Source organism: Geomonas sp., from assembly GCF_056994735.1.
On sequence record NZ_JBXKJL010000256.1, the window covers coordinates 1 to 16,602 of the forward strand.

At 59.6% G+C, this 16,602-nt stretch carries 18 protein-coding genes and 2 tRNA genes; 5 read left to right on the forward strand and 15 right to left on the reverse strand.

Annotated features, from left to right (window positions below; all coding sequences use genetic code 11):
• Positions 1-1,163 (forward strand): sensor histidine kinase (locus tag AC11W3_RS11360; protein WP_484093037.1); only part of this gene is annotated, 1,163 nt, incomplete at its 5' end.
• A gap of 91 nt (positions 1,164-1,254) precedes the next feature.
• Here AC11W3_RS11360 and AC11W3_RS11365 read toward each other — a convergent pair.
• From AC11W3_RS11365 to cobO, 13 genes are all read right to left on the reverse strand, one after another.
• Positions 1,255-1,815 (reverse strand): four helix bundle suffix domain-containing protein, encoded by a 561-nt coding sequence (locus AC11W3_RS11365; RefSeq protein WP_484093042.1) that lies wholly within the window; start codon positions 1,813-1,815, stop codon positions 1,255-1,257.
• Between the two features lie 128 nt (positions 1,816-1,943).
• A tRNA-Arg gene (locus AC11W3_RS11370) sits at positions 1,944-2,020 on the reverse strand.
• 84 nt (positions 2,021-2,104) lie between these two features.
• Positions 2,105-2,620: an adenine phosphoribosyltransferase gene (locus tag AC11W3_RS11375; RefSeq protein WP_484092002.1), complete on the reverse strand. Its 516-nt coding sequence runs from the start codon at positions 2,618-2,620 to the stop codon at positions 2,105-2,107.
• 15 nt (positions 2,621-2,635) lie between these two features.
• Entirely contained in the window at positions 2,636-3,625 is a 990-nt protein-coding gene (locus tag AC11W3_RS11380; RefSeq protein ID WP_484092001.1) for a sigma-70 family RNA polymerase sigma factor, read from the reverse strand.
• 60 nt (positions 3,626-3,685) lie between these two features.
• Positions 3,686-4,333 (reverse strand): protein-L-isoaspartate(D-aspartate) O-methyltransferase, encoded by a 648-nt coding sequence (locus AC11W3_RS11385; RefSeq protein ID WP_484093038.1) that lies wholly within the window; start codon positions 4,331-4,333, stop codon positions 3,686-3,688.
• Positions 4,334-4,389: 56 nt separating this feature from the next.
• Positions 4,390-5,136: a 5'/3'-nucleotidase SurE gene (gene surE, locus AC11W3_RS11390; protein ID WP_484091999.1), complete on the reverse strand. Its 747-nt coding sequence runs from the start codon at positions 5,134-5,136 to the stop codon at positions 4,390-4,392.
• A 182-nt stretch (positions 5,137-5,318) separates the two neighbouring features.
• Positions 5,319-5,609, reverse strand: a complete 291-nt coding sequence (locus AC11W3_RS11395; protein WP_484093039.1) for a SemiSWEET family sugar transporter — start codon at positions 5,607-5,609, stop codon at positions 5,319-5,321.
• Positions 5,606-6,343 carry an RNA methyltransferase gene (locus AC11W3_RS11400; RefSeq protein WP_484093040.1) on the reverse strand — a complete coding sequence of 246 codons (738 nt, stop codon included), beginning with the start codon at positions 6,341-6,343 and terminating at the stop codon, positions 5,606-5,608. Before AC11W3_RS11400 ends, AC11W3_RS11395 begins: the two co-directional genes overlap by 4 nt.
• A gap of 273 nt (positions 6,344-6,616) precedes the next feature.
• Positions 6,617-7,288: a DedA family protein gene (locus AC11W3_RS11405; protein WP_484091996.1), complete on the reverse strand. Its 672-nt coding sequence runs from the start codon at positions 7,286-7,288 to the stop codon at positions 6,617-6,619.
• Between the two features lie 209 nt (positions 7,289-7,497).
• Positions 7,498-8,334: a L,D-transpeptidase family protein gene (locus AC11W3_RS11410; protein WP_484091995.1), complete on the reverse strand. Its 837-nt coding sequence runs from the start codon at positions 8,332-8,334 to the stop codon at positions 7,498-7,500.
• A 79-nt stretch (positions 8,335-8,413) separates the two neighbouring features.
• Entirely contained in the window at positions 8,414-9,358 is a 945-nt protein-coding gene (gene meaB / locus AC11W3_RS11415) for a methylmalonyl Co-A mutase-associated GTPase MeaB (RefSeq protein WP_484091994.1), read from the reverse strand.
• A gap of 129 nt (positions 9,359-9,487) precedes the next feature.
• A complete protein-coding gene (locus tag AC11W3_RS11420) occupies positions 9,488-9,892 on the reverse strand; it encodes a cobalamin B12-binding domain-containing protein (protein ID WP_484091993.1) in 405 nt (134 codons plus the stop codon).
• A 95-nt stretch (positions 9,893-9,987) separates the two neighbouring features.
• Entirely contained in the window at positions 9,988-10,518 is a 531-nt protein-coding gene (cobO, locus tag AC11W3_RS11425) for a cob(I)yrinic acid a,c-diamide adenosyltransferase (protein ID WP_484091992.1), read from the reverse strand.
• Positions 10,519-10,778: 260 nt separating this feature from the next.
• Here cobO and AC11W3_RS11430 point away from each other — a divergent pair.
• A tRNA-Val gene (locus AC11W3_RS11430) sits at positions 10,779-10,853 on the forward strand.
• Between the two features lie 196 nt (positions 10,854-11,049).
• Complete coding sequence (locus AC11W3_RS11435) at positions 11,050-11,775, forward strand: hypothetical protein (protein ID WP_484091991.1); 726 nt, start codon at positions 11,050-11,052, stop codon at positions 11,773-11,775.
• A gap of 153 nt (positions 11,776-11,928) precedes the next feature.
• On the opposite strand, the gene AC11W3_RS11440 is transcribed toward AC11W3_RS11435, so the two are convergent.
• Positions 11,929-14,616 (reverse strand): 3-keto-alpha-glucoside-1,2-lyase-like domain-containing protein, encoded by a 2,688-nt coding sequence (locus AC11W3_RS11440; RefSeq protein ID WP_484091990.1) that lies wholly within the window; start codon positions 14,614-14,616, stop codon positions 11,929-11,931.
• 73 nt (positions 14,617-14,689) lie between these two features.
• Positions 14,690-15,133, reverse strand: coding sequence for a thioredoxin family protein (locus AC11W3_RS11445; protein ID WP_484093041.1), 444 nt, complete (start codon positions 15,131-15,133; stop codon positions 14,690-14,692).
• A 182-nt stretch (positions 15,134-15,315) separates the two neighbouring features.
• On the opposite strand from AC11W3_RS11445, the gene AC11W3_RS11450 reads away from it, so the two are divergent.
• On the forward strand, positions 15,316-16,137 hold the full coding sequence (locus AC11W3_RS11450) for a polysaccharide deacetylase family protein (protein ID WP_484091988.1): 822 nt from the start codon (positions 15,316-15,318) through the stop codon (positions 16,135-16,137).
• 67 nt (positions 16,138-16,204) lie between these two features.
• Entirely contained in the window at positions 16,205-16,375 is a 171-nt protein-coding gene (locus AC11W3_RS11455; RefSeq protein WP_484091987.1) for a hypothetical protein, read from the forward strand.
• The last annotated feature ends 227 nt before the right edge of the window (positions 16,376-16,602 follow it).

The window sequence follows — 16,602 nt, forward strand, 5'->3', positions numbered from 1 at the left end:
CGGAGATGGACGGCTTCGAGCTATGCCGACGGGTGAGAGGGATCGAGGAAGCAAAGGGGACGCCGATCATCCTGCTCACCCACCTGATCGACCCGGCAGACGTGCTGCGAAGCCTCGAGGCCGGCGCTGACTACTTCGTCTCCAAGCCCTACAGCAACGAGCTGCTCCTCTCCCGGATAAGCGCCGTCCTTGAGGGAAAAGGGGCCTGCCAGGAGGTGGAAGCTGGCGGGGGGGTAGCCATCCGGTATCACGAAAAGAACTATCGGATCCACGCCACTCGTGCCAAGACCATCGATCTGCTCCTTGCCACCTACGAGCTTGCCGCCGAAAAGAACCGGAAGCTTTTGAGCGCCCAGAAGTCGCTCTCAAACCTGAACCGCGAGCTGGAGCAACGGGTGAGGGAGCGAACCGCGGCGCTCACCCGAGAGACGGCCGAGCGTCTGCAGACCATGGAGGAACTGCGCAAAAAGGACGAGGTGCTGATGCAGCAGGGGCGCCAGGCCGCCTTGGGGGAGATGATCGGCAACATCGCCCACCAGTGGCGACAGCCGCTGAATATACTGGGGATGCTCGCCCAGGAACTGTCGATGACCTATAAGATGGGGGCGTTCAGCGAGGAATTCCTCGAGGCCAATGTCAAAAAAACCCTGGAAACGATACAACACATGTCCCAGACCATCGATGACTTCAGGTATTTTTTCAGGCCAGACAAGGAAAAGGTGGATTTCAGGATACTTGAGATAATCGAAAAAACCATATCCCTTCTTGAAGGCTGTTTGAGACAGCAACAGATACGGACCGCAATCATCGCAGACTGTGATCCTGTCGTGAAAGGTTACCCCAACGAATTCTCCCAGGTGCTTCTCAACATCATGATCAACGCCAGGGATGCCTTTGTGACAAAAAATGTGGCGAGTCCGTCAATCACGATAGAGATATCCATGGAAGGCGACAGGTGCGCCGTCACCATCACCGACAACGCCGGCGGGATTCCCGAAGAAATCATCGACAAGATATTCGACCCCTACTTCAGCACCAAAGGGCCTGACAAGGGGACGGGTGTTGGCCTTTACATGTCAAAAGCGATCATCGAGAAGAATATGGGGGGCTCTTTGAGCGCACGCAACGTGGGCGACGGCGCCCAATTCCGCATAGTGGTCTAGAATAAAACATGCGACTTTATCTGCGACAACAACTGGCGGGTTTTTCGACACCGATCCCACAGAATAGAGTCCCACGATTACGGGACCTTTCTCACTCCCTGCCATCTCCCCCCGGGCCCTTCCGTTGTTGTTCACGTGCCTGCAGGCGGGCGCAGGTCATGCGTTCGCGCAGGCCGCCATGCTTCAAGAACGCCGCTTCCAGTCCTTTCAGTTGCTGATCCAGCAGGTAGTTCGCCTGATGAATGAGGCAGACGGCGATGTTGGCCACAATCTCGGCGGGGCGGTTTTCCGTGAAGTCCCGAAAGAGTTCAAAAGACAACTGGTCTCTTTTTCCGAGAGTGCGGACGTACTGGGCCTCGCGGCTATCCTTGTCCCAGATGCGGAGGTCGCGCACGCGCAGGTAGTCCCGGTAATCTTCCAGCAACTCTTCGAGGCTGGCCCGGGCCACGTTGGTCAGCTTGATTTCCGTTTCCTTTGAGGTGACGGCTGCCTTGCTTCCTTCCACGATGTTCTGCTTTCCGGAGCGGGCAGCCTGTATCATTTGGTCGATTGTGCGGTCGCCGCGGGCGAGGAAGCGTTTGCAGAAGCGGTAGGTTATTTCGTAGATTACGACTGACTTTCGGTAGGAGTGGAGAGTCTGGTAGTCGCTTATTACTCCCCCTCTGCCCCATTATTCCCATTACTTTCCATAATGACTGCAATGTTAGATGGCATTCCAGCCAATGCAACCGGAGCCATTAAAAAAGGGCCACAGCGTAAGCCGTGGCCCTTAATATTTTATGGCGTCCCCGAGACGATTCGAACGTCCGACCCCTTCCTTAGGAGGGAAGTGCTCTATCCTGCTGAGCTACGGGGACAAGTCAGACAGCCTTTATACCTCAACACCCTTGCCTTGGCAAGAATTTATTGAAGCTGACACAATCCAGTCTGCAAATTAGGAACTAAAACTTCAACAACGAGAAGACCTTACCTTCGGGAAGCTTCTTGCTCCCTTCCAGAAATTCCAGCTCGGCCATGAAGCAGCACTCCACGAGATCGGCTCCCAGCTCTGTCATCATGTCTACCACGGCGGCCATGGTCCCGCCGGTCGCCAACAGGTCGTCGGCGACCACGACGCGCTCGCCCTTCTTGATGGCGTCGGTGTGAATCTCCAGGGTGTCGGTGCCGTACTCGAGGGCATAGGTCTTCTTGAAGGTCTCTGCAGGGAGCTTCCCCGGCTTTCTCACCAGCACGATGCCTGCGCCGAGCTTGTATGCTAGGGCTGCGCCGATGATAAACCCGCGCGCCTCGACACCCACCACCTTGTCGATCTTCTCGCCTACGTAGCGGTGCGCCAGCAGGTCCACCATGCGCTGGAAGGACTTGGCGTCGCCCAAGAGGGTGGTGATGTCCTTGAAAAGTATCCCCTTCTTCGGAAAGTCGGGTACGTCCCTGATGATCTCCTTCAGTTTTTCCATGCTTCCGCCCGCTCCTTATTTTGCCGTATTTACAGCTTTGCCCATAACATCGGTAGCTTCCACTATCTTTCTCAGCTTCTCCAGCGACTTGGCCTCGATCTGCCTGATCCGCTCGCGGGTCACCCCGAAGCTCCTGCCGATGGTGTCCAGGGTCTGCGGGTCCTTGTCGTCCAGGCCGAAGCGCAGGGTCAGGATCTTCTTCTCGCCGTCGGAGAGGGTCTCGAACCACTTCGAAACCAGCTCGTACTTGTTAAGATCCTCGAGGAGCACGGCCGGAGAAATGGTCGAGGTGTCCTCGATGGTGTCGATCAGGAAGTAGTCGTTGTTCTCCCCCATCGGCCGCTCGATCGAATAGGTCTTCTTCAAAAGCACCATCAGCCGCCGCACGTAGGTCACGTTGACGTCGAGGGTGTCGGCGACTTCCTTGATGGTCGGCTCCCGGTTCATCTTCTGCACCAGCTCGCGCGTCACCCGAAGCATCTTGTTGATGTCGTCTGAGACGTGCACCGGCAGCCTGATGGTGCGCGACTGGTTGACCAGGGCGCGCTCGATGGACTGCCTGATCCACCAGGTAGCATAGGTGGAGAAGCGGCACTCCTTGGAGAGCTTGAAGCGCTCGACCGCCTTGATCAGCCCCATGTTGCCTTCCTCGATCAGGTCGAGAAAGGGGAGCCCGCGGTTTATGTAGCGCTTGGCTATCTTCACCACCAGGCGGAGGTTCGATACGATCATCCGGTCCCGGGCCGCCTTGTCCCCGAGATCTATCCTCGCCGCCAGCTCTTTTTCCTCGTCGGCGGTCAGGAGTTTTGTCTTCTGTATTTCCCGCAGATAGAGCTTTATGGCGTCGTCGAAATGCTCGACCACGGCCGCCTTGATCTCTTCCTCCTCGACCTCGGCCGGCTCATCCACCTCTTCCACTTCGTCTTCCAGCTCAAGTGCATCCGGGTCCTGCTCGACATCCATAAAGAGGGGTTCCTTCACCTCTAGAAGCTCTTCACTTTCCATGCGAAACTCCTATGGGCAAACTTGGTTTGGAACGTCAATGCAGTCGCTTCAGTTGCTCCTTCAGTGCTCCTCGCTCCATCCGTTTTTTCCAATCAGCTTGACGAAACGGCACCCTTCCGAATCCTGTCTCTCCACCGTCCCGTCTTCCTTCCTCCTGATCAGCACCATCTGCTGGTCCACCCTGTCTCCCACCGGGATCACCAGTCTCCCTCCCGGCGCCAGCTGGTCGATGAGGCATTGCGGAACCTGTGGGGCTCCCGCGGTTACCAGGATGGCGTCGAAGGGTGCCTCCTCGGGCCAGCCGTCGGTGCCGTCTCCGATCCTCAGGTTGACGTTCAGCAGGCGGAGGCTGTCCAGCGCCTTCCTGGCCTTCAGCGCCAGCGGGCGGATCCTCTCCACCGTGTAGACCCGGTTGGCCAGGGTGGCCAGAACCGCGGCCTGGTAGCCCGAGCCGGTCCCGAGCTCCAGCACCTTCTCCCGCCCGGTCAGCTCCAGCATCTGCGTCATCTTCGCCACGGTGTACGGCTGTGAGATGGTCTGCTTCTCGCCGATCGGAAGCGAGCTGTCGCTGTAAGCCTGAGCCGCCATCGCCTCTTCGACGAAGATGTGTCTGGGTATGTTCTGCATGGCGCCGATAACCCGCTGGTCCGTAATCCCGCGCCTGATCAGCTCTGTCACCATCCTCTTGCGTGCAACCGATAAATCCATCTCCCCCCCGTTAGCCAGCGGGGAAATATAGCAAATGGCACCCTAAAAGTCCAGCTTCAGCGCACTTCCCACCCCTTCAGTGTCTCGATGGAGGCGTAGTTGGTGAGGTCGATGTGCAAAGGCGAAATGGAAATGTGGCCGCGTGAGACGGCGTGGTAGTCGCTGCCGGGAATATCCCGGTAACTCTGGTCGGAAGTACCGATCCAGTAATAGCTCCTGCCGCGCGGATCGACGTTGTCGACGATGGTTCCCTCGTAGCTCCGTTTCCCCTGGCAGGTGATGAGGGGCGGGAGGAGGCGGTCCTCGGGAAGATCGGGGACATTCACGTTGAGAAAGGTGTCGGCCGGAAGCCCCTTTTCGAAGACCATGCTCGCCAGCCTGGCGGCGCAGCGGGCCGCGGCGTCGTAGTTCTCCCCAGGCCCGCTGGTAGCCAGGGAAACGGCGATGGCCGGGATTCCCATCAAAGTCGCCTCCAGGGCTGCGGCCACCGTCCCCGAATAGGTCACGTCGTCGCACAGGTTGGCGCCGCGGTTTACTCCGGAGATGACAAGGTCGGGCCGAAAGGAGAGCAGGCTGTGGATGCCGAGGTTGACGCAGTCGGTGGGCGTCCCCTCCACGGAGAAGACGTTCTCGGCAATGCGGGCAGCGCGCAGCGGATGGTGCAGGGTCAGGGCATGCGAGACCGCACTCTGCTCCCTGTCCGGAGCCACCACTACTACCTGGGCAATCTCGGATACCTTCTTGATCAGTGCGGCGATCCCGACTGCATGAACACCGTCATCATTAGTAATGAGCACCTTCACGAGGCCACCCCGTTAACAATCCCTCATCCCACCCATCTTTGTTTCGGACGGAGCGGGGATTACTTTAACATATTTAATTTGAATTTATAAATTTTTTTAACATTAGAATCGGCGTAGCGGGGATCCGGATCACCGTCGTCGCCTAACAGCTGGAAATACCGAGATATCTCCGCTGCTCGAAGTCACTCGCTGCCATCCGTGCAGACGGTGGCTTCCCGCTTGTCGTAGTGGACCTTCATAAAGATCAAGGAGGAATAGCAGCAGATGGAAAAGGTGTTGGCGGCGATGAGGGGGAAATCGCCTATGGAGAGGCCGTAGACCAGCCAGAGGAGCATGCCCAGGTTCAGCAGGACCAGCTGCGCCATGGAAAGGTCGCGGGCGTGCTTGGTCCGGTAGGTCTGCAGCACCTGAGGCACAGCGGCTCCGCTGGTGAGGACCCCGGCGAAGAACCCTATGTAGTGTGTGAGGGTCATGCCCCCTTCTTCCCTTTGAACTCGGCGCAGGCCCAGTCGATCTGTGAGAGGAGTCCGCGAAGCGACGCGACCTCACGCTCGTCGAGTTCGGCCCGGGAAAAGATGCGGCGCATGGTGCGCATCATGTGATCAGGGTTTTGGGGGTTGAGGTAGCCGATCTTGAGGAAGACCTTCTCCATCTGGGAGTAGAAGGGCTCGAGCGAAGCAGATCCGGCCACTTCCCGGGCCGGTTTCTCGGGCACGGGGATAGCCCCTTTCAGGAACTCGTAACAGAAGATCAAGACGGCCTGGGACAGGTTGAGCGAGCCGAACTCATCCGCAGTGGTAATGGTGGACTGCCAGCGGCAAAGGGCGACCTCTTCCGTGGTGAGCCCGCTGTCCTCCCTGCCGAAGACCATGGCCAGCCGGCTGGTCGGGGCACAGTTGGAGAACCTTTCCACGACCTCGCCAGGAGACCAGATTTCGTTTCGGTACTTGCCGTGGCGCCGGGTGGTTGCAACCGAGAACTCGCAGTCTGCAATGGCATCTTCCAGCGAGGTGAAGATCCTGGCGCGGTCCAGGAGATCGCGGGCGGAGACGGCGAATTTGATGGCGTCGAGGTGATCGACCTGGCAAGGGTTGACCAGGCGCAGATCGCAAAGCCCCATATTCTTCATGGCCCGGCAGACCATGCCGATGTTGCCGGGGCTCTGGGTGCCGACGAGGACGACGGAGATTCTTTCTTTTAAATCCATGGAGACCTTTTTTTAGCGCGGGATCGACGTCGGATCACTTCGGATTGACACATTCAACCGGATCGTGGAACCCGACGCTACTGAGTAAGATGGAGAATTTATGTACGGAGGCATACCGTGGAGTTCCCGTGGATACCTGAGGAAACAGCGGGTGATGCGGCAGCCGCATTAGACCATATCGGGGCGGGGTTTTGCAATACTTCTAAAGTTTTAAATCAAAAGCTAACCACAGGGGACACGGAGGAAATGTGGTCTACGCTATTGCGTTCAATTTTAAGGGTTGTTCCTCTGTGTCCCCTGAGACTCCTCGGTGTCCTCCGTGGTGAGGCTTCTGCTCTCCTTCCACATCCTCATCCGCTTCAGTCTCCTCCTGGCGTGCCTCCTGCGCCACCAGTGGGCGGCGAAGTGGCTTAACCAGACGCAGCCGGTCAGCATGGCAAGGATCAGCAGCAGGTACGGCTCGTAACGCTGCAGGTCATCGATGAACAGCGATGCGCCTTTGCCGAACAGGAACCCGGCGAGGGAGAAAATAACGGCCCAGGAGAGGGCACTGGCAAGGTTGAGAATGACGAAGCGCTGCGACGAGAGGTTGGTCATGCCCAGGATGATGGGAAGGATGATCCTGAAACCGTAGGTGTAGCGGGAGACGAAGGCGACGAACGAGCCGTAGCGCTCGATAAGGCGCAGGGCCTTGCGGAACTTTTTGGCGAAGGAGGTGAAGAGCTTCAGCAGGAAAGCCCCCTTCCACCGTCCGAGATGAAAGTAGGCCTGATCACCGAGAAAGGAACCGAGGAACGCAGAGAGGATTACGCCGTAGATGCTGAAATAGCCTTCGCAGGCGAGGAAGCCGGCGAATATCAGGATGGTCTCCCCCTCGAGGAAGGTCCCGAGGAAGAGAACCCAGTAGCCATGAACCTGCAGGTATTCCCTGAGAAACTGCTGCACTGCGACTCCCGCTGTTACAACAGGTTTGGTTTGGCGCAACGTTCCTTAATAGTAGACGTAATAAGATAGGTGGCAACTTCAGGGACGAGGGGCTCAACAGCTAGGGACTAGGGACTAGGGGCTAGGGGCTAGGGGCTACAAGATACCGCCAAATTTTAGCGGCCCACCATTCACCATTCACCATTCACCATTCACCATTCACCATTCACCTATCTCCTATACACCGGAATCTGCCCCCGGACCTCGACCATCGGGGCATCCTCGATCAACTCCAGGTCGCCCGGATCGTCCTCGTACTCCTCCTCACCGACCGCCCAGTTGTAGAACTTCTCCGAATCGAGCAGCACCGGATCCGTCGGCACGCCGTAGACCCGGTTCTGCATCCCCTCGTCGTATAGCCCGACGCATCCGTGCGACGCCGGCTTTCCGGGGAGGTCCCTGGCATGGATCCAGTAGGAGACATTGTCGGCACCGACGTGGAAGCGCATGGCGTTGTCCATCGGATACTGGTCGGTCTGGTCCTCGGTCTTGTACAACGAGGAAGAGTGGGTCTGGTCCCTGGCGTCTATCTGGTACACGCCCACCGGGGTGTCATGTCCCGCCGCACCGGTCGCCGCCGGAGCGGAGAAAACCAGTTCGCCGTACTCATAGGCACCCATCCACTGCTCGGTCAGGTCGATCAGGATGTACTTCTCATGCTTCTCAGCGGGAGCGTACTCCTTTGGAAGGGGGCAGTAGCTCCTGCAGACGGCCATGTCGTCCGGGACCCTGATGGTCATGCCGGGATAGACGTGGCGCCGGTCTATCCTGTTGAAGCGGGCGATGTACGGCCAGTCCTTGCCGTAGAGCGACTCCAGGGTCTCCTCAGGCTTGACGAAGTGGGGGTGCCACTTGATGTTGGCAAGACTGGGATAATCGTAGCGGCAAAGGTCTTCGTGCGCGGGATCCTGAGGATTAGCGCCGGGATCGGAGGTGGCCAGGGGGTTGTAGACAACGATGGCGAAAAGAACGACGGGGACCAGCAGGCACAGCAACTTACGTAACATTCTGGGACTCTCCAACCTCGAACGACTAATGGGGCTTACGCCCCATTGTCAACTAATTAACACTATCGAGAGTCCCGGGTCAAGAAAAAGCGCTCACCGCCATGACCTCTTCGACCGCCGTGTAGGGATCGGTGGTGCGGTTGCGCAGGCCCTCGAGGATCTGCTGGTATTTGCCGTTTTCCTTTATGGCCCCGAAAACAGCCTGGAACAGCTCGTCGCGCAGGGTGTCGGCGAAGAGCTTGGCATTTCGCTCCTCGGTCAGGCGCTGCAACGCCCCCGACACCTTGAGGTACTCCCGGTGCGCGTCGAACTCATCGATGAGCTCGTCGATGCCGACGCCCCTGGCCGCCTCGGTCTTCAGAACCTGCGGCGCCCACGCCCCAGGCTCGGGATGCCGCATCTCCAGCATGGCGGCAAGCTCACGGGTGGTGCGGTCGGCGCCCTCGCGGTCGGCCTTGTTGACGACGAAGACGTCGCCGATCTCGAGGATACCGGCCTTGATGGCCTGGATGTCATCGCCCAGCCCCGGAACCATGACGACGGCCGTGGTATGGGCGGTGCTGACTATATCGACCTCGTCCTGGCCGACCCCCACCGTCTCGATGATGATGACGTCCATCCCCATGGCGTCCATGACGTTGACCACATCCGTGGTGGAACGCGAAAGCCCGCCCAGTGCGCCGCGCGTGGCGAGGCTGCGGATGAAGACGCCGGCATCGTCGGCATGGCGGTTCATGCGGATCCTGTCACCGAGGATGGCGCCGCCCGAGAAGGGGCTGGTAGGGTCGATCGCTACCACACCGACCAGGAGATCCTTATTCCTGAAGCCCGCCACGATCTGGTCCACGAGGGTCGACTTACCGGCGCCGGGCGGCCCGGTCAGGCCCAGGATGTAGGCGTTGCCGGTGTGCGGGTAGAGCACCTTCAACTCCTCGATCGCGCTCCGGAAGCGGTCATCGATATCCCGCATGAGTCGTGCAGCGGCGCGCACGTCGCCATCAAGCACACGTTCAGCAAGTGTCATGCTATCTCCCAAAAGGCGGTTCCATGTTGGCCCCCTGCACTTTGGCCCGACCAACGGAAGCGGCAGCGACAGGAAGGAAGCAGCTGACGCGGACCGACATAGAACCTGGAACTAGATTCTCAACAGGTATTATCCCCTCGGGGTTACGTTCTCGCGCACCCAGGCCACGATGGTCTCGGTCGAGGTACCGGGGGTGAACACCTCGCGCACGCCTGCCTGCTTGAGACCGGGGATGTCGACCTCGGGAATGACGCCACCGGCCATGAGGACGATGTCCTCGGCCTTCTTCTCCTTGAGTATCTCGCCGACCGCGGGGAGAAGCGTGTTATGAGCACCCGACAGGATGGAGAGGGCGATCAGGTCCACGTCCTCCTGGATGGCAGCGGAGACGATCTGCTCAGGAGTCTGGTGCAGACCCGTATAGATAACCTCGAAGCCGGCGTCGCGAAAGGCGCGAGCGATGATCTTGGCTCCCCTGTCATGGCCGTCCAACCCCGGCTTCCCTACCAGCACACGCAATTTCCTTTCAGCCATGGCACACCTCCTAGAGTTCACTAAAATATATTTTCGCTTCGTCTATACAAATCTTGTGGCGCCAGCGACGGTTTCACCCTTCACCCTTCACGCTCTTACATCTCGATGCCGACCCGGGCCTTGACCCTCGCCTTGTAGTAGTGTTTTACCTCACGCATCTCCGTAACCAGGTCGGCTCCTTCGATGACCCTCTCGTCCGCGTTGCGCCCCGTAAGGACCAGCTCGACATGCTGCGGCTTATCCCGCATGAGCTCCAGAACGGAATCGACACTCAGAAGCCCCATCGAGACCGCCCCGTTGATCTCGTCCAGAATCACCAGGTCGTACTCGCCGCCGGTCAGCGTCTTCCGTGCCAGGTCCAGGGCCTCCGCCGCCAGGTCCTTGTCGGCCTCTTGCGGGTTCTCCTTGTTCACCCACCCGGGCCGTCCGGTCTGGACGATGGTGAGATAGGGAGCGAGCTTTTGTGCCGCCATCTGCTCGCCGTAAGGACCGCCGCCCTTCATGAACTGGATCATGCAGACCATCAACTCCCGCCCGGCCGCCCGCAGCGCGAGCCCCAGGGAGGCGGTGGTCTTCCCTTTGCCGTTGCCGGTATACACCTGAATGAGACCCTGTTCCAGTTTCATGAAAGCAATCCTTTACTCAGTATAGGGATGTCAGAGTGCAGACATGCAGCTCGCACTCTCTGTCATAGAGAGGAGCGCTGTGACAGCAGACAATCTACATCTCCCGTAAACTGCAGCAATATATCAACAGCAAAAGGAGCATGTCAAGGCGAATCAGGGGAGCTAAAACAATGTTTAGGGTTATGTGAGCAAAGAGGGGAGTGACAGATAGCAAAGATGACTTGACATGAGTGAGCCCATCTGATATCTAATCAGAACACGGGCGATTAGCTCAGCGGGAGAGCACTGCCTTCACACGGCAGGGGTCACTGGTTCGAACCCAGTATCGCCCACCAAACAGTATGGCAAAGGGCCAAGTCGATGACTTGGCCCTTTTTTATGTTTGTGCCGCTGCCTCGTCTTCCCCGACCCTTGGCATTTCCCTCCGGCAGGGTACTCTTATCTACATGAAACCACCTAAGCTGCTCTTCCCTTAACCCGAGCTTTCATCAAAGCACCTTGATCATTCAAGGTGTGCAAAGGAGAAACGCCATGGGGGAAGAAGACGACCGGAAGGAAAATCAATCGACGCGAATAATCGATGCCCGTACCCGGACCGCGGATTGTGCCGAAGGGGGAAGCGAAACCCAGGCAACGTTGACGCCGGAGGGGACCACTGTCAGCATGGAGGCCTTCAAAAGTGTCTATCTCGGACTCTCGGCCGGGGATGGATTCAGGTTTCCGGCAATGGAGGGGACAGATCTCGTGGGGCAGCGGTGGTGCGGTTCCTACTCGATGCTGGCGGACGGACCGAGGCTCTTCAAAGGGGAGAATCTCACCAGGTCCCGGGAGGTGGTGACGCTGCAATCGCCGGGGGGGGTGCCGACCATCAGCATCAGCACCAAGTATTTCCAGGTCACCGACGGCGGGATATACCAGATCGTCTTCAGTTCAGGGGTCACCTATTTCCCCCTCGCACAGAGCGCCCTCCCCTCTCTTCCAAGGGTTGGCGATTCAGGCACCCTGGGGAGCTTCGAGGGAAGCGATACCTCAACCGTGACCGTGACCTGGGCGCTCAAGCCTGCCGTGCAGGGATGTTCCATCCTGGAGCTCTCTTCAGTCCTGACCGGGACCGAAGCCGCCGATACCTCTACGGAAGTCGACAGCTACCTGCTCGACTCCAGCGGCATCCCGAGAATCGTCACCCTGACGGCTTCCACCATGGGGGCCAGCGTTAGCCTCACTGGGAGCAAGTCCGATGACCGCAGGCGGGAGTAACCCCGACCGGCAGCGCTACCGCGTCAAAGACGGCTGGCGACAGGCATGAGTTGGCAGCCGGCGGTGAGACGCTCCGAACAAAAATCGCGGCTCCCCAGATAACTGGGGAGCCGCGACCCTTTCCCGCGACTATTCACAATTTCTCCCATCCCCCTACAAAACGGTAACCCTGATGTTCCTGAAGGCGGCGGTGTAGCTGTAGTTTGCGTATGACTGCAGCCCCACGAAGGTCGGCTCCGTGGCGGAGAAGCGCCCCCTCTTGGGATCGCACGGCGGCGGGAACTGCACCACGTTCGGATCGGGGATGGTGAAGCGCGCGGTGTCGACTCCGTTCAGCCTCACGCTGACGACCTCGTTCACCACCTCGATCCGGTACTGGTTCCACGACTGGGGCACGGCGTCCTGGGGCGAGACGAAATCTCCCGGTGTAGCGGGTGGAAAACCTGGCACCGGGCTGGGGTTGCCGGGGTAGCTCACCGAGTAAACGGCGCCGGTTTTATGGACCGCCAATCCCGGCGCCGGCTGTCCTGCTCCCGTGTTGTCGATCTGCACCTCGAAGCCGGTGTCCACAGCGGACCAGGCGGGGTTGTGGTAGCCGGTGGAGTCGGGATTGCGGAAGCGGATGAAGATGCCGCTGTTGGTGTTGAAGGCGGCGGGCCAGAACTCCAGCTCCAGCCGGTAATTCTGCGGCATCGGCTGGGTGCACCACAAAAGCCCGAGCTCGAAGGAAGGGACGCTCTGCAGCGCACCGTCTATCACGTGGAAGGTACCGCGGCCGGCCATGCGCCAGTTGGCGAGGGTCTTGCCGTCAAAGAGGGTCATGACCGTCCCTGGCGCAGGCGGCGTGGACGGCATCGGGATTACCGCGAATCTCCTGGTCGCGGTGAGGGTGCCGTTACCGTCGCCCTCCGGAACCAGCCTCCTGGCGAGCCTCCTCCTGATGGCGATGCCGTTCATGACCGGATTCGCCGACCCGCAGGTGGGGAGCACGGAGGCGTCGCCGGCGTAGAGGTTGGTGACGAAGTGGAACTGGCCGTCGGGGTTGACCACGGAAGCGAGCGGGTCGTCCCCCATGCGCAAGGTCCCTGATTCGTGGAAGGTGGTTCCGAGTCCGTCCGGCCTGTTCAGGGCGGCCTGCGGTCCTGCCCCGAAAAGGTTCTGGGCCAGGAAGTCGATCCCCTGGTCCATCAAGGCCATCATCTGGTTTTCCACGTCGTTGCCGCCTGCTGTGCGGGGGGTGATGGAAACCTGGGCGCGCGGGATCTGGAACTCGTCGGGGTCCAGTTGGGCTCCCTGGGTAGGCACGGTCACCGCATTACCCGGATTGGGGAGCATCTCGCCCACGGCGCGGATCGAGATGTCGACCTCGCCCGGAGCCGTCTCGGCGAAATGGCGCACGTTGTCCAGGTCCGGGACGCTCTGGAAGAGGAGTGCGTCGGAGTTCCCGGCCCCGGAACCGGCGGGGTTCGCCGAGGCGGTGATCTGGAAGTGAAAGTGCGCTGGGGCGCCGTTGATGGTGCTCCGGCACCTGACCAGCAAGGCGGTCAGTTCCAGGTCGGTAAGATTGAGTCCAGCCGGAACTGAAACCTTGAACTGGGCATTTTTCCTCATGTGCACCATCAGGTTCTCGCCGACGTGGGCTGCGTTCGGCGCGCCGCTGACCCCCGAGGTCAGAAGGGCCAACCGTGCGCTCTCCACGGCGCCGGCTGCCAGCACCACCATCGGCCTGCGCTGGGGGTTTTGCTGCACGGCAGGCGTCAGGTCGATGAAGCCTTGGGAGGTGTCGATGCCGTCGACTTCCAGCACGAGCGCCCCGGTGGCGACCTGGTAGCCGCGGGTCCTCAGGCTCTTCACGTGACAGTCCGGGACGATCATGATCCTTTTCCTGGTGTCGTCCCCGGGAAAATCCGTCGCCGCCCGGCGCACCTCGGCGATCCCCAAGGGGGTACTGGAGAACTTGTTGAACGGGAAGAAGCCGGGACGCGAGAGGATCTGCACTGCGAGGGGAGCGTCGAGTTTCAGACTGTCCACGAAGCCCGGGTACGGGGGAGCATTGACGAGGTCCTGGAGTCCCCGGCTCATGTCGTCAGGGGCCTCCGCCACGTAATCGGGGAGTTCCGATAGCGGGATGTTGTTGGGGATGCTGTTGTAGATCTGGAATAGCTGCTTCCGGTAGAAGTCGTGGAGTTTTCCGTTGATGTAATCGTTGGAGGTGCTGACCCCGGTCTGCTTTGCCGCCTCCAGGAAAAAGCGTGCCTTCAGATCCGCCACCACCGGGCTCGGCCAGGGGAACTGGGACTTTATCGGATCGGCGGGGGCGGTCTCCATCTCGGTATCGAGGTAGCGGGGGGACCAGCCGCCGAAAAAGAGGGAGCGGCCACCGATGCAGTAGGCGAGCCCGCCGAAGCGGATGGAGGAGTTGAACGGCAGCCCCCAGGTCTCGAGGATCGGCACCTTGTCGATCTGGGATGCGATGAGTTCCTGGCGGGTGGCGGGAAGACCGTTGTATATGTTCAGCGGGCGGGTTCCGGGCGGTACATCCTGAAACGATGCCTGGTCGGCCTGGACTGGACCTGGTTGCTTGATAGCCAGATTCGGGATGTCCTGCACGTGTTCAAGGAAGGTGAAGGGACCCGCCTCCAGTACCAGGACGCGGTAATTCTGCGGGACCGGCCCGCTGTTTCTGGCCCGGAAGGCCAGGTCCTGGGCCAGGGCGAGACCGAAAGTCCCCCCGCCAATCACAATGACGTCGAAGGTACCGCTGTTAACCGCCTCAGAGAAGGTGTTGCAGACGTAACGGCCGAGAATGTCACGGGTGAATATGGTCTCCGGGTTCGCCATGATGGTCCTCCAGCGCATTCATTAGTAATGTCACGAACTCCCAGTGTAGCCAGTACGGAAGGCATGTCAACCCTCAGCGCCCCTCGTTGCGCCGGAACCAGCTGACCAGGGAATCCGCCGATTGGGCGCCGGCAGCCTTGTCGACGACCTTGCCGTTTCGCAGCAGATAGACGACCGGGATGCCGGTCACCCCGAACCGCGATGCCAGGTGCGGGTTCTCTTCGGTATTGACCTGGACGACCGCTGCACGCCCTGCCAGTTGCTCGGCCGCTGTTCGCACCGCCGGTGCGAATGAGGTGCAGTGCGGTCACCAGGGGGCCCAGAATTCAGCCAGGACCGCCCCCCGGTAGCGGGCGATGAAGTCGTCAAAGGTGGCTTCGTCCAGCTGCCGGGGCTGCGTGTAGACCGCCGGCAGTCCCGCCTGGCACTTGCCGCATTTCCCCGGGACCCCCTCCTTGTCGGCGGGGATGCGGTTGGAGGCGCCGCATGACTGGCATGTTACGAGGTAGGAATCCATATGGCCTCCCGAGATGGCTACAAGAGATGGCAACGGATACATTTTACCGGAAACGGCGGGCATTGCCGAACCTCGTTTTCCCTTTGAATTCATCGTTCCACATTGCGCCGCTTTCTGCTATGGTAGGTGGTTACTTGCCCTTGCGAGGGTTAACAACGTGTAGACCGGAGGTCCAACCAAAGATGAAATCCCGAATCGTGCTCCTGCTGATTGCCGCGCTGCTGATGACTTCGTTCAACATACAGGCCGCCACGCCCGAAATGAAGGGGAACCCGCCCGCGGTCACCCAGGGCCTGAACGTGCCTATCCTGCTCTACCACCGTTTCGGTCCGGCCGTGGTCGACGGCATGACCATCAAGACTTCGGTCTTCGAGGAGCACCTGAAGTACCTCAAGGCCAACGGCTACCACGTGATCCCGCTGCGTCAGCTGGTCGATTACTACCAGAAGAAGGGACCGGCGCCGGCGCCCAAGTCCGTGGTCATCGTGGAAGACGACGCCCACAAGTCCGTGTACAGCGACATGCTCCCCCTGGCCAAGAAGTACAACGTCCCGGTCACCGTCTTCGTCTACCCCTCCGCAATCTCCAACGCGAAGTACGCCATGACCTGGGAACAGCTGAAAGTGCTGAAGAAGAACGGCTTCGACATCCAGTCGCACACCTTCTGGCACCCGAACTTCAAGAAGGACAAGAAGAAGATGCAGCCGGCCGAGTTCGAGAAATTCGTGAATGTGCAGCTGAAGAAGTCCAAGGACAGGCTCGAGTCGCAGCTCGGCGGAACTGTCGACATGCTGGCCTGGCCGTTCGGCATCTATGACGACTATCTCCTGAAGAAGGCAGCAGAGGCAGGTTACAAGGCGACTTTCACCATCGAGGCCCACCATGCCTCCACCAGGGATTCCGTGATGAAGCTCCCCCGCTATCTCCTGATCAACGCCGACCAGGGGAAATCGTTCGCCCGGATCGTCGAGGGGAGCGCTCCCAAGAGAAACATCGCTTTCTAGCTTCGACGACGCCCCTGACTCCAGGAATTACCCGGAACCGGACCAAGAAGAGGCGCGGTGATCTGAGATGGGAAATGAGGAAGAAGGAAAGAAATGTCCGTGCCCGGACTGCAACTTCTGCCAGTGGTGCTCGGATGACCGCTGCAGGATGTGCAGGGGGATGAAATCACGCGGCAGGAAGCTCAGTACCGCCGAGCAGATAGAGCTTTACGAACGGGTTAACGGCGGGAAAAAGTAACCTGATTAGTACCAATCTTCCGCCAGCTTCCAAAACTGTCATTCCCGAAGCGATTCTTATCGGGAATCCAGCTCCTAAACGACGTGAAATCTGGATCCCCGATAAGGGCATTCGGGGATGACAATCTCATAGCGGAAGATTAGCGCTGACTAGTAAAGTAATGGAGTGTGAATGAAGAAGCCCGCTTATGCGGGCTTTTTTATTGTCAAAGCGGATCAGGTTCTCCT